The following is an 18,170-nucleotide window of genomic DNA, read 5'->3' as shown; positions in this document are numbered from 1 at the left end:
GTTTGCAGATCTGATGGTGGGGACGGAAGCGCGAAAAAATATTGCGCATGATCGGCTCAACCATCTATTGGTAGTGGCCGGGGGGAATCCGCTACCAAACGTGCAATTTAAAGTTTCACGGTCGTGACTACCCCTTAAGCGGCTGAACCAGAAGAAATAATCAGGGAACCAGCCAGAACAAAACGAGAGGACTGAAAATGCGCGTATTGAAGCGTATCGCCGCTGCGGCATCTGTTGCAGCGCTGGCAATTACGATCGGTAGCATGACTGCCGGTGTTGCAAATGCAGAAGAGCCACTCAAGCTCAAGATCGGCACCGAAGGCGCCTATCCTCCATTCAACTTCATCAAGCCAGACGGCACCCTCTCGGGCTTCGACGTCGATATCGCCAAGGCGCTCTGCGAAGAAATGAAAGCGCAGTGCGAATTCGTCACCCAGGAATGGGACGGCGCTATTCCTGCCCTTCAGGCTGGCAAGTTCGACGCCTTCATCGCCTCCATGTCCATCACGGACGAGCGCAAGAAGCAGGTCGACTTCTCCAACAAATATTACAACACACCTCCCGGCATCGCAGCTCCCAAGGATACCGTCATCAAGGGTGTGACCAAGGAAGACCTCGCTGGCAAGACCATTGGCGTTCAGGTTTCCACCACACACTCCAACTACTCGGAAAAGACTTTTACCGACAGCACGATCAAGGCCTATCCGACTGCTGAGGAATACCGTCTTGATCTCGCCAATGGCCGTCTCGACGCCGTCAACGACGATAGCGTGACACTGGCCGAATGGCTGAAGTCGCCGGATGGCGCCTGCTGCAAGATGGTCGGCACTTTCCCGCCGGTTATCGAGATCCACGGTCCGGGCGCTGGCGTTGCCTTCAAGAAGGGCCGTCCGGAGTTGGTTGAAAAATTCAACGCAGCCATCAAGGCGATCCGCGCAAACGGCAAATACAAGGAAGTCAACGACAAGTACTTTGACTTCGATGCTTATGGCGCCGAAAATTAATCAAAACTGACACCTATGCGCCGGTTTGCTTTCCGCAAATCGGCGCAAAACATTTGTATGGGCATGCCGTACAAGCCTTGCCGGGCAAAAACCTCGCAGGCGATAAAAACATAGGCAAATGCCTTTAGGAAAAAGAATAGGCGCATGGAACACTACGCCACTTTGTTGAGTTTCGGCCCCGACGGATGGGGTGCCAGTATTGCCTGGGGGCTTCTGGTAACCGTCTCGCTGGCTCTCGCAACACTCCCCGTTGGTCTCGCACTCGGATTTCTAGTTGCTATCGGCAAGCAGTCCACCGAACCATCGATCCGGCTCGCTTCAAACATTTACACGACAATCTTTCGTGGTTTGCCTGAGCTTCTAACCCTCTTTCTCGTTTATTTCGGCGCCTCTCTCGGGTTGCAACGGCTTCTCAGTCTGTTCGGCATCGAAGCGAATGTGGAAATCAATGCGTTCGGCGCCGGTATGGTTGCGCTGGGCTTCGTCTTCTCGTCCTATTCGAGCGAAGTCTTCCTTTCGGCGTTTCGCGCAATTCCGCGCGGGCAGTATGAAGGCGGTTATGCAGTTGGCCTGTCGCACTGGCAGACCATGCGCAAGGTCATCCTGCCGCAGCTGATCCGCATCGCCCTGCCCGGCCTTGCCAATCTTTGGCTGGTGCTGCTCAAGGATACGTCGCTGGTTTCGGTTATCACATTGTCCGATATTCTGCGGCAAACCTCCATCGCGGCACGCGTGACCAAGGAACCATTTCTGTTCTTCGGCATAGCCTGCCTGCTCTATCTGGTTCTCGCAATCATCTCGTCCTACTTCATCAATCGCATTGCCCGCTGGGCTGATGCGGGCGCCAACCGGTCGCGAGGTGCATGATATGAGCCAGACTGTTTCCACTACGACAATTCCCGCGATGGCTCCGCCACCCGTCATCAAGCAATGGACGCGGATGCGCGTTGCCGGCCATATCATCGTTGCCTTCTGGTTCCTTCTTTTCGCTGGCCTTGCGATCTATCTCTACAATGCATGGCGTATCGATCTGTTTGAAACCTATGGGCCACGCTACTGGTCCGGGCTTCTGATAACGCTGAAACTGGTTGCCGTATCGATTGTCATAGGCGCCCTGCTCTCGCTACCGATCACGGCTGCGCGCATGTCCAACAATCGCTGGCTGCGCGGAATTGCTTTCGGCTATGTCTATTTCTTCCGCGGCACGCCGCTGCTGGCGCAGACATTCCTTATCTATTATGGCTTCGGCACCTTCCGTCCTTTTCTGGAAAGCATCGGGCTCTGGGTGTTTTTCCGCGATGCGTGGAATTGCGCCATTCTGGCGTTTTCGCTCAACACGGCAGCCTACCAGGCTGAAATCCTGCGCGGCGCTATCCAGAGTGTGGCGCTGGGCCAATGGGAAGGCGCTGCAGCGCTTGGCATTTCGAAGCGTGTGACGTTCTGGAAGGTCATTCTTCCGCAAGCGCTCATCGTGGCGTTGCGTCCTTACGGCAACGAAATCATCCTGATGATCAAGGGCTCGGCCATTGTAGCTATCATCACCGTACTTGACCTGATGGGTGAAACGCGCCGCGCCTATTCGCGGACATTCGATTTCCAGACTTATCTCTGGGCTGCAGTCATTTATCTGCTTATCGTCGAATGCCTGCGGCACGTTTGGGATTTCCTCGAACGAAGGCTGACCCGCCATCTCATTCGTTAGAGATCACTAAACCGGCATAAAACCAAAATATCGCCCCCGGCAGTCTTGCAGCTTCCGGGGGCGATCTGTTTAGAGCGCATTTCGATCTGATTGGATCAGATCGGCGCTCTAAATATTTGTTTTAACGCGCATCTTTTCCGAAAACCGTTTCACACTTTTCGGGATGCGCTCTAGAATACAGCTTCCAACAGTAAGGTAACAGGTTGAGTCATGCTGAAAATCTGGGGTCGTATCAATTCCACGAATGTGAAGAAGGCGCTCTGGACAGCGCGCGAACTCAATCTCGACTATGAACAGATCAATGTCGGTGGCCAGTTCGGTGGATTGAAAGATCCGGCTTACCTCGCACGCAATCCGAATGGGCTGATCCCCTTGCTGGAAGACGGCGACACAGTGCTGTGGGAATCCAATACCATCACGCGGTATCTCGCGGCAGCTTACGGCAAAGGCACACTGTGGATCGAAGATCCAGCCAAGCGCGCGCAGGCCGAAAAATGGATGGATTGGGCTTCCGCATCCTTCTACACCAATTTCAGCAACGTCATGAAGCATCTGATCCGGCTGCCGGAAGCTGAACGCGATCCAGCCATTCTGGAACAAGGTCTTCAGGGCCTTGCGCAATCAATGCAGATTGCCAACGAGGGCTTGAAGGAAGCTCCCTGGTTCTCGGGCGAGAACTTCGGTATCGGTGATATTCCCACCGGATGCTACGCCTATGCCTGGTTTGAGTTTCCAATTGAGCGCCCATCTCTTCCGCATCTTGAAGACTGGTATGGCCGCCTCAAACAGCGTCCGGCCTATCAGGCGGCCGTTATGACGCCTCTCACCTGATTTCTAGAAATATCCAGAGGAATGAACGAATGACGACATCCGCTAAAGTCGCCTTTCTGGGCCTGGGTGTCATGGGTTATCCCATGGCAGCTCACCTCAAGAACAAGGGCGGTCACGACGTCACGGTTTATAACCGCACGACGGCAAAAGCCGAAAAATGGGCCAAGGAATTCGGGGGCAACTTTGCCGCGACACCTGCCGAAGCCGTGCGCGATGCAGATTTTGTTTTTGCCTGTGTCGGCAACGATGATGACCTTCGTTCCGTAACCATCGGCCCAGATGGCGCCTTCTCAACCATGAAGAAGGACGCGATCTTCATCGACAACACAACAGCCTCTGCGGAGGTTGCTCGTGAACTGGATATCGAAGCACAGAAGCGCGGCTTTCATTTCATCGACGCCCCCGTCTCCGGTGGTCAGGCCGGCGCCGAGAACGGCATTCTCACGGTAATGGTCGGCGCGCCGGAAGCCGTTTTCGAGCGGGCCCGGCCAGTTATCGATGCTTATGCGCGTATGGTCGGCCTCATGGGACCGGTCGGCTCGGGCCAGCTTGCCAAGATGGTCAACCAGATCTGCATTGCCGGTCTCGTTCAGGGACTGGCCGAAGGTATCCATTTCGGCAAGAAAGCTGGTCTCGATATCGAAAAACTGATCTCGGTGATCTCGAAAGGCGCCGCTGGCTCCTGGCAGATGGAAAACCGGTCCGGCACCATGAACCAGGGCAAATATGATTTCGGCTTTGCCGTCGACTGGATGCGCAAAGACCTTGGCATCTGCCTTGAGGAAGCTGACCGTAATGGCGCGCTTCTGCCTGTGACCGCCCTCGTGGACCAGTTCTATAAGGAAGTGCAGAAGATCGGTGGCAGCCGCTGGGACACATCTTCGTTGCTTGCGCGGCTGGAACAGCCCTGAGACAAACGATCCTAAACAAAAAAGCCCGGCAATGCCGGGCTTTTCGTTTTCTATGCATCAAGCTTAGAACTTGACCTTTGCAGTGAGCGAAAGAGCGCTGACTAGATCATTACCGAAATCGCCGGTGCTGATCGAATCTCTCAACTCGCCTGAGCCGAGCCAACCGATAGCGCCAGCCAAACGCACATCAACGACGTCATTCGGCTTGTAGTTGGCTCCCAAACCAAACAGCCAAACGTCGGTCTGAGATGTCCATCCCGTGCTGGTGCCGCGATCCCACGTCACGGTTGCTGCACCCGACCATTGTTCATTGAACTTGTGGCCCACGCCGCCCGAAACGGTCCAGCCATCCTGATAGTACAGATCCAGCGAGGTGATTTTGGTTCCATCCGGCAGGCCGCGATTACCATTCGAAACGAAGGTCGCCTGTTGGATGCTCTTCCAGTCGGTCCATTTAACCGAACCAAAAGCTAGCCAATCTGGTGCGATACCCGTCTGGAACTTGAATTCAACCGACTGTGGAGCAGCAATATCGTTCGTCACATTCAAGGGTACGCCCTGTCCTGTGAGCGGGTTCAGCATGAGATTGTCAATCGTACCGTCGAGGTTGTACTTGACCTCAGACTGATAGACGAGAGACGCTCTCATCGCATATTCAGGGATTTCGTAGGCCGCGCCCAGACGCCAGCCAACCGAGCCGTCTTCTACATCAAGTGTAGCGACGCGGAAATTGCCTCTGAATGCGGTCGTCGGAGGGATCAGGCGAGTTTGATAGCCCTTAAGTTCCTGATAGCTAACGCCGCCCAGAATTCTGAAATACGACTTTTCGCCGACGGCAAACCGGTACGAACAGTTTAAGCCAAAGTCGCGCGACGAAATTTTCTGTTCAATCGCAGTGAAGGAGCGAAGGGTATTGAGGCCTACATCGGTCTCGATTCCCCATGGCTCCCGGTATTGGGCGGCACAAGCCAGATCGTCGGTCAAATCGAACTTGGCAGATACCTTTGGTACCCAGTAAGTCTTCGCTTCGTCGACTGAAGTTGACCAAGGCTTGCCCCGATCCGGTCCATAAGGAACGAGTGGCGGGGTCGCAACACCGGGGTTCGCACGAATATTTTTCAGTTTACGCTGAGGCATAACTACCGTCGCACCAGCTTCGACAGCTGTTCCCTTTTCGAAGAGAATATCGAAATCCTGCGAGCTACGCTCAAAGCCGCCTGCATTGGCAGCAACCGCGCTTCCGAGGAGAGCTGCGACCATTCCTGCCATTTTCACGCGCTGTACACTCATAATGTCCTCCCAAACAGCAACGGTATTAACGTTGACGGAAACGTAAATCAGGAAGGATTCAGGCCGCAAGTCGCATTAATTTGGATTAGCATCATCGTACTTTCGGAGCATTCGTCAAAAATGGCTAAAACATCAAATATCGTGCCACTTCATTAGCAAAAATCGCCCGACACATGGCAAATCAGGCCCAAATCGGCCAATTTTCCGCCTCTTTTTTGCCTTGTTGCGAAAGCGCAACATTGGTCGAAAACAATCGAAACCAGAGTTCGATCTACCGGTCCAACCCTTGAAACGGGTCCAAACTCCGTCCAGCCGCATGAAAAACGCCCGACAGTGAAATGCACTGTCGGGCGTTTGATTCGATAGGGAGTCGTTTTCTGATGTCAGGTCAAATCAGCCTGCATCACGGATGCGTGATTCAGCAGTTGCTACACGCTGCGCCGATTCCTTCAGCTCAGCCAACCGCTCACGCTCTGCCTCAACGACTTCCTCGCGCGCGTTCGCAACAAATTTTTCGTTGGAGAGCTTCTTCTCGATACGATCCATTTCAGCGGCAATCTTGCCGGCTTCCTTGGCGAGACGTGCTGCTTCAGCCTTGAGGTCAATCAGATTGCCTAGCGGGATGCAGATTGTCGCCTCACCAAGCAGCATCTGGGCTGAGCCCTTGGGAGCCTGTGCCTCGAACGAGACACTCTCCACGCGGGCAAGGCGCTTGATGGCAGCATCGTGACGAGCGAAGCGTTCTACGCTTGTCGCGTTGGCATCCAGCACGACAACCGGGGCAATCGCACCGGCGGGCACATTCATTTCCGCACGGACAGAACGAATGCCAGTGACGAGATCAACGAGCCAGTTGATGTCAGCCGCGGCTTCCTCGTCCTCAAACGACAGTTCCGGCCAGGCAGCAAGCGCCAGCACCGTATCGCGCTTCTGTCCCTCACCTGCAGTCAGGGTCCAAAGCTCTTCGGTCATGAAAGGCATGAACGGATGCAGAAGTTTATAAACCTGATCCAGACAATAGGCTGCCGTGGCTTGTGCTTCTGCCTTCGCAGCTTCATCGTCACCCATGAAGATCGGCTTCAGCAGCTCTAGATACCAATCGCAGAACTGGTTCCACACGAAGCGATAGGCAGCACCCGCAGCTTCATTGAAGCGGTAGGTGTCGATACCTTCCGTCACGGCTCGCGTTGCCTTGGTCAGTTCCGTCAGAATCCAGCGATTGACGGCAAGCTTGGCGTTTTCCGGCTTGAAACCGGCATCAAGCTTCACGCCATTCATCTGGGCAAAGCGCGTTGCGTTCCAGAGCTTGGTGCCGAAATTGCGATAGCCGGCAATACGCGCCGGATCGAGCTTAACGTCACGACCCTGAGCAGCCATGATGGCAAGGGTGAACCGCAGCGCGTCAGCACCATATTCATCCATCAGCTCGAGCGGATCGATGACATTGCCCTTAGACTTCGACATCTTCGCGCCGTGCTTGTCACGAACGAGAGCATGCAGATAGACCGTATGGAACGGGATTTCGTCCATGAAATGGAGGCCCATCATCATCATGCGGGCAACCCAGAAGAACAGAATGTCGAAACCCGTAACCAGAACACTGGTTGGATAATAGGTTGCGAGTTCCGGCGTCTTGTCCGGCCAGCCGAGCGTCGAAAACGGCCAAAGCGCCGACGAGAACCACGTATCGAGAACGTCAGTATCGCGCTCAAGTGCAACGTCTTCGCCATAGTGAGCGCGTGCGGCGGCTTTCGCTTCCTCTTCGCTCTTTTCGACAAAATACTGGCCATCTGGACCGTACCAGGCCGGTATCTGATGTCCCCACCAGAGCTGGCGTGAAACCGCCCATGGCTGAATGTTTTCCATCCAGTCGAAATAGGTCTTTTCCCAATTCGTCGGGACGATCTTTGTCTTGCCCTCGCGCACCGCCGCCATTGCTGGCTTGGCCAGTTCGCCGGCGTTTACATACCACTGGTCAGTCAGATAAGGCTCGATCGGAACGCCGCCGCGATCACCATGTGGGACGGCGTGCGTGTGGTCCTCGACCTTTTCCAGATAACCGCGCTCGTCCATCAGCTCGACGATGCGCTTGCGGGCTGCGAAGCGGTCCTGCCCTTCGAGTTCGTGGATCAGCGCCTTCAATTCAGGCGTCAGCTGCAGCCCTTCGAGGAAATCAACATTGTCCTTGATCGTGATCGACGCATTCGTCGTCAGAATGTTGATAGCGCGCAGCTCATTCCGCTTGCCCACTTCGAAATCGTTGAAATCGTGCGCGGGCGTGATCTTGACAGCGCCGGAACCGGCTTCCGGATCAGCGTAATCGTCTGCAACAATCGGGATATGGCGACCGACAAGCGGCAGCACGACATCGTTGCCAACCAGAGCGTGGTAGCGCTCGTCCTTCGGATTAACCGCAACGCCGGTATCGCCCAGCATGGTTTCCGGGCGCGTCGTCGCAACGACGATGTAGGTATGCGGGTTCTCTGGATCGAATGGAACGTTCTCAAGCGGGTAACGGAAATGCCAGAGATGACCTTTCGTTTCGCGCGACTCGACTTCGATGTCGGAAATTGCCGTCAGCAACTTCGGGTCCCAGTTGACCAGACGCTTATCGCGATAGATGAGACCTTGCTTGTAGAGCGAGACAAAAACTTCCAGAACCGCGCGCGACAGTCCTTCGTCCATGGTGAAGCGCTCGCGTGACCAGTCACACGAGGCACCAAGACGGCGCAGCTGGTTGGAAATCATGCCGCCGGATTCGGCCTTCCACTGCCAGACGCGCTCAATGAACTTCTCGCGGCCCATGGTATGGCGGTTTGGCTCCTGCCGTTCAGCCAGTTGGCGTTCGACAACCATCTGCGTTGCAATGCCCGCATGGTCCATGCCGGGCTGCCACAGCACGTTCTTGCCGCGCATACGCTCGAAGCGAACCATAATGTCCTGGATCGTGTTGTTGAGCGCGTGGCCCATATGCAGCGATCCGGTAACGTTCGGCGGAGGAATGACCACTGCGAACGGATCGGCTCCCGGCTTCGCGCCTGCACCCGCCTTGAATGCACCCGCTTCTTCCCAGCGTTCAGCAATTTTCGGCTCTATCGCCGCGGCGTCATAGGTCTTCTCAAGCATGGAATTATCCGGTCTTTATGCGCGATGAATGGATTGAAGGCTCAATAGCAACTAACAGCAGACAAATCACTTTAAAAGTGACAGCACCACTTTCGGTCACTTTAAAAGTGAAAACCCGCCTGCTGCACAGGCGGGTAATATTTCAATGGATCGGCTTGATACCATTTATCGCTCGCCACGCACCACACGTTCGATTTCTTCCCGGACAAGCCGCTCAACAAGCGTCGGCAGATTATTGTCGAGCCAGTCCTGCAGCATCGGACGTAACAGTTCCGTAGCGATATCGTCGAACGAACGGCGTGGCTCGGCCCGAACCACATGGTTCAAATCCTGAAATGCGGCAGCTACCTGACGTTCGGCAATCTGCGACAGCATATGAGCAGCAGGCTGCATCTTTGCAGCGGGCTCAGTAACTGGCGCTACCGCCTCGGGCTGAACCGGGGTTTCCTGCTCGGCAATAGCTGCAGGTTCCTGCTCCATGTCCGCATCGAGTTCCGGTTCGAGCAAGGCGTCGACTGCTTCGGCGATTTCCGCCTCAACGGAAAGGTCGATTTCTTCCAGAGATATGTCCGCCTCTGCAGGCAGTTCCAAAGACTGCGTGGCCTTGGCGTGAGAATGATCGTCATTCTCGGCATTGAGAACAACTTCATCCTCGTCATCGGCTTCGATTTCAGGTTCCGGCGCTGCCTGCGCCGGTTCGCCAATCGGGCCGCGCAATGTCGGTTCGTCCTGGAACACGTTGCGCATCATTGCTGGCTTTTCCGGCTGTGCGACAGGTTGCTCGGCAACCGGGCGACGGAACTCCGCAACCTCTCCACGAGCCGGAGAGGCCGTTGCCACCGGCGCTGGCTGACGGGTGACATCGCTGTCTTCAATGATCCTGCGGATGGAAGCGAGAATCTCCTCCATCGACGGTTCACGCGCTGCGCTGGATGTCTGTGCCATGGCTACTATCCGCTTTCCTGTATTGCGACATTGTCTGCAAAAGACAGAGAATCAATGGATTAAGGGTAGCGGACGATCCTCCGTTTGAGAATCCCCGGCCAAGGCAAGCTGGATCAAACTCACAGCTTTATGGATTTGTTAAGAATTGCGGGCGCTGCAAAATCGAATCGCAGCAAACAAAAAGGCACCCGAAGGTGCCTTTTCAATTCTCACTATGCTTGCAAGCAATCACCGACCGTCCGGTGTGCGCAGACCAAACCACTTGTCCTTGACGGCTTCGTAATGCTCTTCCGGCTTGTACTGAGCGACCTGCAAGCCCATCTGGCTGGCAGTCATGCGACCGGTCGCATTAAGAAGAGCATAGCTGGCGACAATAACGTTACGCTCGGATTCGACCAGAGCGATCTGTGCATTGATCAGATCGTTTTGCGAATTCAAAACGTCCAGCGTCGTGCGCTGTCCAACCTTGCGCTCTTCAATGACGCCATCGAGAGCAAGCTGTGCGGCGGAAATACCGTCACGATTTGCCTTGACCGATGCGCGGGCAGCTTCAAGCTGCGACCATGCCGAACCAATTGCCTGACGAACCTGATCGCGAACGACGTCGACTTCGATACGTGCCTGACCGAGCTGTTCCTTGGACTGGCGAACCTGAGCCGAACTACGGCCACCGGTATAGATAGGGATACTGACGCCGACGCCGATGGACGCCGAGTTGCCATCGGTCTGCGAGCCGCCCTCGCCGGAATAAGTATCAAGGTGGCTGGCGCTTGCCGTAAGGCCGACGGACGGAAGCAGAGCGCCTTCCTTGGCCTTCACGTTATATCCAGCGGCATTAACGGCATATTGGGTCGCAAGAATGCCCGGGTGTCCGGCAGTCGCAATGGAGAAAGCCTGATTTGGCGAACTCGGCAGGTTCTTGGCTGCGGCTGCGGTCGCAAGCTTGTCCGGCTGAACGCCGATAACCTGCACATAGGTTGCTTCTGCCGACTTGACATCCGCACGTGCGGAATTCAACGCCGCTACAGCGGTCGAACGGCTGGCATCTGCCTGCGCAACGTCGGTACGCGTACCTTCACCCACGTCGAGACGGGCACGAGCCGCACGAACCTGTTCGTTCAAAGCTGCAAGGTTGCGTTCACGCAGAACAGCGATCTGGCGAGCCTGATAGACATCCATATAGGCTGTTACCGCCTCATAGAGTCTGTTCTGCTCTTCGTTGCGGAGATTTTCGCGCTGGGCGAAGACCTGTGTTTCTGCGGCGGCGACATTGTTCTTGGTTTGAAACCCATCGAACAGCATCTGGTTCAGCTCGATGCCGAACGTGCCTGTTGTGCGATAACCCTGACTTGAAGGTGTCTTGCCACGCCCTACGTTATAAGAACCGGTAATCTGCGGACGATAACCGGACTTGGCAATGGCCACGCCTTCATCCGTGACGCGGACGCCTGCGCGGGAGTAGTTCAGGTTAGCATTGTTCTTGTAGGCCTTCACGAGAGCGCCGGTTAACGTCTCCGAGAACGCCGCCTGCCCCGTTAAAATGGTGCCAGACAACAATGCTGCGGCCGCTACCAGTCCTTTGCACGTTTTGAACACCGGGTACCTCATATTAAGAACAAACGAATCCAACTATCGAACCGATCGGTTCGGGCAAATCCTAATAACCTCTAAATTCGGTTATTTCCATTGCCCCCGCCAGAGCTTGCACAAACAAATTCCGCAGCGTTGCAGAATTGTATCATCCACTAAAATTAAAATTCGAACTGCGGAACGCGCTCGAATCCCGGTAGCGGACGAACCGCAGTGTTGAACACACCGCGTCCCGATGCAACACCATTTTCTTTAACGTAAATCCGCGCAACTCCGGCGTTCCCCCGGCCTTCAACGGCAACGAGGCGTCCGCCGTCCTTCAACTGGCTGAGAAGTGCGTCCGGAACAAAATCGACAGCGCCTTCAATGACGATCACATCGTAAGGCGCTTCCGACGGATAGCCTGCCTGCAGTTCGCCTGAAACGATCACAACATTGTCATAGCCGAATTCAGCGAGACGGGCAGTCGCAGCAGCCGACAATACGGAATCACTTTCCAGACCGATCACCGAGCCAGCAAGCTTGGAGAGGATGGCTGCCGAATATCCGGTGCCGCAACCGACATCGAGAACCACGTCGGTGTTCTTGATACGGGCGAGCTGCACGAGCTTGGCGAATGGCGAAGGTTCCATAAGGTAGCGAGGCTGCTTGCCTTCGCTTTCCAGAAGCTGGTCTTCATCGATATAGGCGAGAACCTGACGGGCTGCGGAAACAAAAGCCTCGCGCGGGACGGTCAGGAAAGCATCGATAACTGCCAGATCGGTTACGTCCGTCGTACGGATCTGGTTGTCGACCATCTTTGTGCGAAGATCCTGGAAATCGGCTGCCATAGCCCTAAACCCTTCCTTGTCGCGGAATGCGATGTTTCATGCCATTGGAGCGCCGTGCATCCTTTTGGACGCACAAAGAGCACCATAAACGAGATTTGCCGTTGATGTGGCAAAAATCGGGGGTCCAGTCAATGAAACACAGCATTTGCGGCATTTATGCTCACTGATACCCACTACAGTTGTCGGCATCTGGATATGAAGATGCCGGAAAGCCTTCCGAGTCCCGGCATCTCGGTGCCTGTTTTGACACACAGCCTGCCCGAAACCGTTTTACGCTTTTCGGGATGGGCTCTATCGTTCGCAGCACTTTGAAACAAGCGCCCCTCAAATCACATTATTGAGCGTTCGATGCCGGATAACCGGCCTCAGCCAGTGCAGAAAGAACGGCGTCCTGCGAAACCTTGCCGCCGAATTCGACCTCTTTCTTGTCGAGATCGATTTCAATTGGTGCGGTTGCATCGAGCTTGCGCAGTGCGACGGTAACGCTATCGGCGCAACCGCCGCACTTCATCTTGGGAATGGAAAACTTCATCAACTCAGTCACTCCTTATAGTGGATTGAATTTGACGTTTGATATCCGTCCGATATTAATCCCGTTTCAAACGTCAAATTCGAAAAACCCACTAGATTCACAAAGTTACTAGTGGTCTTTTTGCTCCGACATTTGCTCAGCACTCATATCCGAGGGATGCAAATGTCGGAATCAGACCACTAGGACTGAACATAAGATGGGGCTTCCCATCGTGGTAAGGTCAAGGGCTATTCTGCCATTCTTCTTATGGCGCTTCGCAGGTCTCCGGCACGCTCTTTTCCAATGCCAGCGGTGACTTGGTCAAAGACCCTGTCATGATCTGCATCGGCTTGAACGGCGGCTCTTCCTGCATGCCCGGATTTGTGAGGTGAATCGTGTAGCAGCCTGTAAAGACTTCCTTCTTGCCATCCGCCGTTTCGGCTTCGATGGCCAGTGGCTGGCTCCAGTAGATCTGTCCGGCGCCTGGATCAGGATCAGTCTTGCGCAGCGCGACTTTCACGCTCTTGGTATTCTCATAGCCTTTTACAAAGGTCTTGAAATCCGGCTCGCGCCCTTCCTCGGAATAATAACCGTAGGCTCGGGTATATTCCTTGCGATTGATCGCATTGTAATAGGATTCGATCAGGGCCTGTGGCGTCGAGCGATCGTCGCGATAATCGGGAACTGTCACGCCTCCGGCAGCATCCTGCGTCTGCTCGGAAGGCTTGGTTTCCTCCACAGGCTTGGAAGCATTGTCATGCTTTTCCTGAACGTTTCTCGGCGTTTCTTCGGGCGCAGCCTTCGGCGGATTTTGCGCAAAAGCGCTGTCAGCCGAAATGCCTGCAAGCCCCGTGCCCAGAAGGCCGATCACAGCAGCCAGCATCAGAGGTTTCATCCGGTCATTCGACATTCGCTTCTCCTCTTCCTAGCAAAGTTTTTGCGGAACGCGTCGAGGGCGCTCCCGATTTGGTGTATTGCAGTAATGATGTTACAACACTAACTATAGTGAAAACGTGGCAGGCGCAGAGGAAACTCAGCCTGTTGCGACATGATTGGACGATTCTCCGTCCATATGCCAGCACGATACCGGAAGAGAGAAAATGGGCCGTTTCGCAGTCATTACGCTAACTGACAAGGCAGCTGATCGCGTTCGCGAGATCATCGCATCGCGGGACGGCGCTCTTGGTATCCGGGTGGGTGTGAAGAAAGGCGGCTGCGCCGGAATGGAATACACCATCGATCTCGTCACGGAAGCCAAGGCAGGCGACGATGTGATCGAGAAGGATGACGCGAGAGTCTTCATCGCGCCTGAAGCCGTTCTTTTCCTGCTCGGCACCCAGATGGATTTTGAAGTAACGACGCTGCGGACGGGGTTTGTCTTCAACAACCCGAACCAGACATCGGCTTGCGGCTGCGGCGAATCCGTCGAAATCAAAGCGGCCTCCCCGGAAAGCCTCCGCCAGATGCAGGGCGCAGCCTAACTCAAGACAAGGTCCGTCAGCTAATGGATGACGAAGCTCTTCGCGATCTGTTGCAGGACTTCGGCCCCATCAGCATCCGCCGCATGTTTGGCGGCAAGGGCATCTATCATCAGGGCCTGATCTTTGCACTCGTCGTTCGCGACGAGTTGCTCTTCAAGGCTGACGAAATAACCATCCCGGATTTCATTGACGCAGGCGCCACCCAATGGACCTATGAAGGTCGCAAGGGCGGTGATCCAATCGCCATGCCTTACTGGAGCGTGCCAAGTGAAGCTTTCGATGATCCGGAAGTGATGACGCATTGGGCGCGCCTTGCTTATGATGCAGCGCTACGAAGCGAAAAAACCAAGCCCAAAAAGAAATCGGCTGCGAAGCGCTAGCCTCGCAGCCGATTGATTCATTTTTTTACTGCTTCGGTCAGATTCCAGTCGGAATCAGCATGAAGGCCGGAATGTCATTGCCGAAACCAACAGGCGTCGGGCCGTCATCGTCACGATCACGACGGCGTTTCTGTTCGTGCTGCGGCTTGCCGCGGCGCTCGTCATTGGAAGCGCGGATCGCATCACGGCGCTCGCTGGCTTCGATGACTGGTTGCGGCTGTTCGGCAGGATCGAGAACTTCGGCAGGCTTCGCCTTTGCCTTGTCTTTCGGCTTGTCCTTGCCCTTGGCATCCTTGCCTTTGCCGCGTGCATTCTTGCTCTTGCGCGGATCGTCTGCCTCATCAGAGGCTGGCAGGGTGGACAGATCACCATCGAGCCATTCGATCTTCTCGCCGATCATATTTTCGATGGCTGCAAGATACTTTGTATCGGAAGGCGTCACAATAGTGAATGCCTTGCCAGAACGCCCCGCGCGACCGGTACGGCCGATGCGGTGAACATAGTCTTCCGAGTGAATCGGAACGTCGAAATTGAAAACGTGGCTCACATCGGGAATGTCGAGACCGCGCGCGGCAACATCGGAAGCCACCAGCAGCTGCAGTTTGCCTTCCTTGAAGTTCGCCAACATGGTCATGCGCGCGCGCTGATCCATATCGCCATGCAAAGCGCCAGCGTTGAACTCGTGCCGCGTCAGCGAGCGGAACAGTTCGGATACGTCTTTCTTGCGATTACAGAAGATGATCGCGTTCTTGAGCGTATCGCCTTCCGCACGGACGAGATCGCGCAGAACCGCGCGCTTGTCCCAATCCTTCTTGCTGGATTTCACCAGGCGTTGGGTCACGGTTTTGGCCGTAGACGAAGCCTTTGCAACTTCAACGCGCGTTGGCGAATGCAGGAACTGTTCGGTCAGCTTGGTGATTTCCGGCGGCATGGTGGCCGAGAAGAAAAGGGTCTGACGCGTAAACGGAATGAGCTTGCAGATGCGTTCGATGTCCGGGATGAAGCCCATATCGAGCATACGGTCTGCTTCGTCGATGACGAGAATTTCAACACCGGTCAGGAGCAGCTTGCCACGCTCGAAATGATCGAGCAGGCGACCGGGTGTCGCGATGAGAACATCGGCACCGCGTTCCAGCTTGCGCTCCTGTTCATCGAACGACACGCCGCCAATCAGAAGGGCCACGTTCAGCCGATGATTGACGCCGTATTTGGTGAAGTTCTCCTCGACCTGCGCTGCGAGTTCGCGGGTCGGCTCCAGAATGAGCGTACGCGGCATGCGCGCCCGCGCCCGACCCTTTTCCAGAAGCGTGAGCATCGGAAGCACGAAAGACGCAGTCTTTCCGGTTCCCGTCTGCGCGATACCGAGAACATCCTTGCGTTCAAGGGCTGGAGGAATGGCTCCTGCCTGAATGGGTGTGGGCGCAGAATATCCCGCCGCTTCTACAGCAGCGAGCACTTTCGGGGAAAGACCGAGTTCGGCAAATGTCGTCAATGGAGGCGCAGCTCTCTTGGTTTGGAAATGATTTCCACCCATCCTGTCATTGCAGCCGCGTCATCGGGCGCAGGAACGAAGGCAGAATAAGGCGTCTGCAACGCAATATGCGTTTTCTTGCAGCATCGCGTACGTCCACAGCGTGCAAAAGTCAACCAAAATACCATCGAAAGATATCAAATTGCTTCAATTGTGTTGCGACAATCGAAATCAATGCGGAACTTGAACAAATTTACTCAAATTATCAAAAGCCAAAGAGCATTTGCGTAGCTGAATTACGCGCCACTTATACGCTGAACCTAATGCCTGAACTGTTCTGTCAAGATGCGCTCGTCCCAGGAATGATTTCGATCAAAGAGGATGGCCACCTGGCTGTTCGGTGCTTCCCGCACGGTAACAGCCCTGACCGATTTGACCTCATTATTGTCCGCGACCGCATTGACCGGGCGTTTTTCGGTTTCCAACAAATCCATGCGAACGGTTACGTGCTTCGGCAATAGCGCCCCACCCCAACGGCGCGGACGGAAGGGACTCACCGGGGTGAGCGCCAGAAGTGGCGCTTCAAGTGGCAGAATGGGACCTTGTGCTGAAAGATTGTAGGCGGTGGAACCTGCAGGCGTCGCGACCATCACACCATCGCAGACGAGTTCGTCCAGACGCACCTTGCCGTCAATCGTTATCCGAATCTTCGCAGCCTGATAGGACTGACGGAAAAGGGAAACTTCGTTGATCGCCAAAGCCTCGAATGATTGGCCGGATTCTGTTTCGGCGACCATGACAAGCGGGCGAATGGTTTCCATCTGCGCGGCCAGAATGCGCTCCGGCAGGTCATCCACGCTGAATTCGTTCATCAGGAAGCCGACAGAGCCGCGATTCATGCCATAGATCGGCGTACCGCTGTTCATGAAATCGCGAAGCGCCTGAAGCATGGTTCCATCGCCGCCAAGCGCAACGATGATATCGGCATCTTCAGCAGCCACATGACCGTAGCGGGCAACGAGTTCTTTTTGGGCGACAAGTGATTCTTCGGTTCCCGACGACAGAAAATGCAGCGCGAGCGATTTATCTTCCATATTTACAGTCCCGAATCTGGCCAACCCTGACAAGTTTGCCACTGTTTCCCCAACCCGCTATTGGCTATCACATGAAAAACCCGGTTGCCATGACCTGCTAGCGATGAATTTTCGTTTTACACGCGCTGCATTTGTGCTAATCGGGCGCAAGTGCCCTTATAGCTCAGTTGGTAGAGCACCTGATTTGTAATCAGGGGGTCGGGAGTTCGAGTCTCTCTGGGGGCACCAGCACATCGCCTTTGAATTGGCTTTTATGCAGTGATTACAATTACATAAGTTAGTTGATATTTTTTATCGTCACCTGCGACCTCAAATCAGTTTTATTCTGCAATGTAGATTCGATGCGCATCATTTTGATCGCACACATCACTATTTTCAGTTTCAAGACGCTCTATGCAGGTTTCCAGATTCAGTTCTGCCAGTTGGCCAATTGGGATCAGCGTCCCCCGCATCACGATAATGTCTTCCTATAAATACTAGATCGTTTTGACCGACGGTCGGATCGACATGGGCATAATCACAGGATGTTCAGCGTGTTAGGAGAGTTGACCGCCGGAACGGGAACCGGCATCGATCCAATTCGTTCATTTCGACGGCGGGTGCGAAACTAAAAATGGATAGGTGCCATGTACAAATTTTCGGCAATGGCAGCGGCGATGGTGATTATGTCGGCTTTTGTTTCAGCCGTTCCCGCACAGGCCCAAAGTATTGAGATCGGTCCTAATGGTATTCAAGTCAACCCGGACAGCGATCGCCGGGTAATCCCTGATCGTCGTTCCGAACGGGATGAAATCAGCGAACGTCGGGCTGCGAGGATTGCGCGTAGCGAGGGAATGGATGAAGTCGAAAGCGTTTCACGACGCAGAGGCGCGTATATTGTCCGAGGAATAGACCGTCGAGACAACGATATGCGTGTAGTCATTGATCGTCGCACCGGGGAAGTGCTTGAGGTACGCTAGTCCATAGTTGCATTGCCTTCGGGCGCAATTAGATCCGTCTTGATC

Annotated in this window: 18 protein-coding genes and 1 tRNA gene; 9 read left to right on the top strand and 10 right to left on the bottom strand. The window is 54.8% G+C overall.

Annotated elements, in window-relative coordinates; genetic code table 11:
- Window positions 1-197 precede the first annotated feature (197 nt).
- The 5 genes from CES86_RS03485 to CES86_RS03465 all read left to right on the top strand — a co-directional run bounded on the left by CES86_RS03485 (window position 198) and on the right by CES86_RS03465 (window position 4,448).
- Window positions 198-1,004: an ABC transporter substrate-binding protein gene (locus tag CES86_RS03485; protein WP_094513725.1), complete on the top strand. Its 807-nt coding sequence runs from the start codon at window positions 198-200 to the stop codon at window positions 1,002-1,004.
- Window positions 1,005-1,148: 144 nt separating this feature from the next.
- Window positions 1,149-1,871 (top strand): ABC transporter permease, encoded by a 723-nt coding sequence (locus CES86_RS03480; RefSeq protein WP_010661303.1) that lies wholly within the window; start codon window positions 1,149-1,151, stop codon window positions 1,869-1,871.
- Window position 1,872: 1 nt separating this feature from the next.
- A complete protein-coding gene (locus tag CES86_RS03475; protein ID WP_094513724.1) occupies window positions 1,873-2,706 on the top strand; it encodes an ABC transporter permease in 834 nt (277 codons plus the stop codon).
- Window positions 2,707-2,916: 210 nt separating this feature from the next.
- Window positions 2,917-3,537 carry a glutathione S-transferase family protein gene (locus CES86_RS03470; RefSeq protein ID WP_012092117.1) on the top strand — a complete coding sequence of 207 codons (621 nt, stop codon included), beginning with the start codon at window positions 2,917-2,919 and terminating at the stop codon, window positions 3,535-3,537.
- Window positions 3,538-3,566: 29 nt separating this feature from the next.
- Window positions 3,567-4,448: an NAD(P)-dependent oxidoreductase gene (locus CES86_RS03465; RefSeq protein WP_012092118.1), complete on the top strand. Its 882-nt coding sequence runs from the start codon at window positions 3,567-3,569 to the stop codon at window positions 4,446-4,448.
- A gap of 63 nt (window positions 4,449-4,511) precedes the next feature.
- Here CES86_RS03465 and CES86_RS03460 read toward each other — a convergent pair whose 3' ends face one another.
- The 7 genes from CES86_RS03460 to CES86_RS03430 all read right to left on the bottom strand — a co-directional run bounded on the left by CES86_RS03460 (window position 4,512) and on the right by CES86_RS03430 (window position 13,650).
- A complete protein-coding gene (locus CES86_RS03460) occupies window positions 4,512-5,708 on the bottom strand; it encodes an OmpP1/FadL family transporter (RefSeq protein WP_407922996.1) in 1,197 nt (398 codons plus the stop codon).
- A gap of 423 nt (window positions 5,709-6,131) precedes the next feature.
- Window positions 6,132-8,864: a valine--tRNA ligase gene (locus CES86_RS03455; protein WP_094513722.1), complete on the bottom strand. Its 2,733-nt coding sequence runs from the start codon at window positions 8,862-8,864 to the stop codon at window positions 6,132-6,134.
- 165 nt (window positions 8,865-9,029) lie between these two features.
- Window positions 9,030-9,809, bottom strand: coding sequence for a PopZ family protein (locus CES86_RS03450; RefSeq protein ID WP_012092121.1), 780 nt, complete (start codon window positions 9,807-9,809; stop codon window positions 9,030-9,032).
- 228 nt (window positions 9,810-10,037) lie between these two features.
- Window positions 10,038-11,417 carry a TolC family outer membrane protein gene (locus tag CES86_RS03445; protein ID WP_010661296.1) on the bottom strand — a complete coding sequence of 460 codons (1,380 nt, stop codon included), beginning with the start codon at window positions 11,415-11,417 and terminating at the stop codon, window positions 10,038-10,040.
- Window positions 11,418-11,560: 143 nt separating this feature from the next.
- A complete protein-coding gene (locus tag CES86_RS03440; protein ID WP_012092123.1) occupies window positions 11,561-12,229 on the bottom strand; it encodes a protein-L-isoaspartate O-methyltransferase family protein in 669 nt (222 codons plus the stop codon).
- Between the two features lie 334 nt (window positions 12,230-12,563).
- Complete coding sequence (locus tag CES86_RS03435; RefSeq protein ID WP_010661294.1) at window positions 12,564-12,764, bottom strand: heavy-metal-associated domain-containing protein; 201 nt, start codon at window positions 12,762-12,764, stop codon at window positions 12,564-12,566.
- A 241-nt stretch (window positions 12,765-13,005) separates the two neighbouring features.
- Window positions 13,006-13,650, bottom strand: coding sequence for a hypothetical protein (locus CES86_RS03430; RefSeq protein WP_012092125.1), 645 nt, complete (start codon window positions 13,648-13,650; stop codon window positions 13,006-13,008).
- A 190-nt stretch (window positions 13,651-13,840) separates the two neighbouring features.
- Between CES86_RS03430 and sufA the strand changes: the two genes are divergently transcribed.
- A complete protein-coding gene (gene sufA, locus CES86_RS03425; protein ID WP_012092126.1) occupies window positions 13,841-14,221 on the top strand; it encodes a Fe-S cluster assembly scaffold SufA in 381 nt (126 codons plus the stop codon).
- Between the two features lie 23 nt (window positions 14,222-14,244).
- On the top strand, window positions 14,245-14,601 hold the full coding sequence (locus CES86_RS03420) for a TfoX/Sxy family protein (protein ID WP_012092127.1): 357 nt from the start codon (window positions 14,245-14,247) through the stop codon (window positions 14,599-14,601).
- 37 nt (window positions 14,602-14,638) lie between these two features.
- Here the strand turns inward: CES86_RS03420 and CES86_RS03415 are convergent, their stop codons facing one another.
- Together CES86_RS03415 and CES86_RS03410 are read right to left on the bottom strand one after the other, a co-directional pair.
- Window positions 14,639-16,093, bottom strand: a complete 1,455-nt coding sequence (locus tag CES86_RS03415; RefSeq protein ID WP_040129327.1) for a DEAD/DEAH box helicase — start codon at window positions 16,091-16,093, stop codon at window positions 14,639-14,641.
- A 299-nt stretch (window positions 16,094-16,392) separates the two neighbouring features.
- Window positions 16,393-17,166 carry an NAD kinase gene (locus CES86_RS03410; protein ID WP_012092129.1) on the bottom strand — a complete coding sequence of 258 codons (774 nt, stop codon included), beginning with the start codon at window positions 17,164-17,166 and terminating at the stop codon, window positions 16,393-16,395.
- A 152-nt stretch (window positions 17,167-17,318) separates the two neighbouring features.
- On the opposite strand from CES86_RS03410, the gene CES86_RS03405 reads away from it, so the two are divergent.
- Window positions 17,319-17,394: transfer RNA gene (locus CES86_RS03405), tRNA-Thr, on the top strand.
- A 92-nt stretch (window positions 17,395-17,486) separates the two neighbouring features.
- Here CES86_RS03405 and CES86_RS28100 read toward each other — a convergent pair.
- The gene (locus CES86_RS28100) at window positions 17,487-17,621 is read right to left on the bottom strand and encodes a hypothetical protein (protein ID WP_255412136.1); all 135 of its coding nucleotides are present in this window, start codon (window positions 17,619-17,621) and stop codon (window positions 17,487-17,489) included.
- Between the two features lie 171 nt (window positions 17,622-17,792).
- On the opposite strand from CES86_RS28100, the gene CES86_RS03400 reads away from it, so the two are divergent.
- Complete coding sequence (locus CES86_RS03400) at window positions 17,793-18,125, top strand: PepSY domain-containing protein (protein WP_010661288.1); 333 nt, start codon at window positions 17,793-17,795, stop codon at window positions 18,123-18,125.
- Window positions 18,126-18,170: the final 45 nt, after the last annotated feature.

The organism is Brucella lupini, assembly GCF_002252535.1.
GTDB lineage: Bacteria > Pseudomonadota > Alphaproteobacteria > Rhizobiales > Rhizobiaceae > Brucella > Brucella anthropi.
Note: the sequence above shows the minus strand (reverse complement) of the source record. Positions and strands in the feature narration are given on the sequence as shown.

What these genes read in the sequence shown, in the direction of transcription:
- CES86_RS03480 (WP_010661303.1), top strand. Translation starts at nt 1,149, where the DNA reads ATGGAACACTACGCCACTTTGTTGAGTTTCGGCCCCGACGGATGGGGT.
- CES86_RS03485 (WP_094513725.1), top strand. Translation starts at nt 198, where the DNA reads ATGCGCGTATTGAAGCGTATCGCCGCTGCGGCATCTGTTGCAGCGCTG.
- CES86_RS03400 (WP_010661288.1), top strand. Translation starts at nt 17,793, where the DNA reads ATGTACAAATTTTCGGCAATGGCAGCGGCGATGGTGATTATGTCGGCT.
- CES86_RS03465 (WP_012092118.1), top strand. Translation starts at nt 3,567, where the DNA reads ATGACGACATCCGCTAAAGTCGCCTTTCTGGGCCTGGGTGTCATGGGT.
- CES86_RS03470 (WP_012092117.1), top strand. Translation starts at nt 2,917, where the DNA reads ATGCTGAAAATCTGGGGTCGTATCAATTCCACGAATGTGAAGAAGGCG.
- CES86_RS03430 (WP_012092125.1), bottom strand. Translation starts at nt 13,650, where the DNA reads ATGTCGAATGACCGGATGAAACCTCTGATGCTGGCTGCTGTGATCGGC.
- sufA (WP_012092126.1), top strand. Translation starts at nt 13,841, where the DNA reads ATGGGCCGTTTCGCAGTCATTACGCTAACTGACAAGGCAGCTGATCGC.
- CES86_RS03445 (WP_010661296.1), bottom strand. Translation starts at nt 11,417, where the DNA reads ATGAGGTACCCGGTGTTCAAAACGTGCAAAGGACTGGTAGCGGCCGCA.
- CES86_RS03475 (WP_094513724.1), top strand. Translation starts at nt 1,873, where the DNA reads ATGAGCCAGACTGTTTCCACTACGACAATTCCCGCGATGGCTCCGCCA.
- CES86_RS03450 (WP_012092121.1), bottom strand. Translation starts at nt 9,809, where the DNA reads ATGGCACAGACATCCAGCGCAGCGCGTGAACCGTCGATGGAGGAGATT.
- CES86_RS03455 (WP_094513722.1), bottom strand. Translation starts at nt 8,864, where the DNA reads ATGCTTGAGAAGACCTATGACGCCGCGGCGATAGAGCCGAAAATTGCT.
- CES86_RS03460 (WP_407922996.1), bottom strand. Translation starts at nt 5,708, where the DNA reads ATGGTCGCAGCTCTCCTCGGAAGCGCGGTTGCTGCCAATGCAGGCGGC.
- CES86_RS03440 (WP_012092123.1), bottom strand. Translation starts at nt 12,229, where the DNA reads ATGGCAGCCGATTTCCAGGATCTTCGCACAAAGATGGTCGACAACCAG.
- CES86_RS03410 (WP_012092129.1), bottom strand. Translation starts at nt 17,166, where the DNA reads ATGGAAGATAAATCGCTCGCGCTGCATTTTCTGTCGTCGGGAACCGAA.
- CES86_RS03420 (WP_012092127.1), top strand. Translation starts at nt 14,245, where the DNA reads ATGGATGACGAAGCTCTTCGCGATCTGTTGCAGGACTTCGGCCCCATC.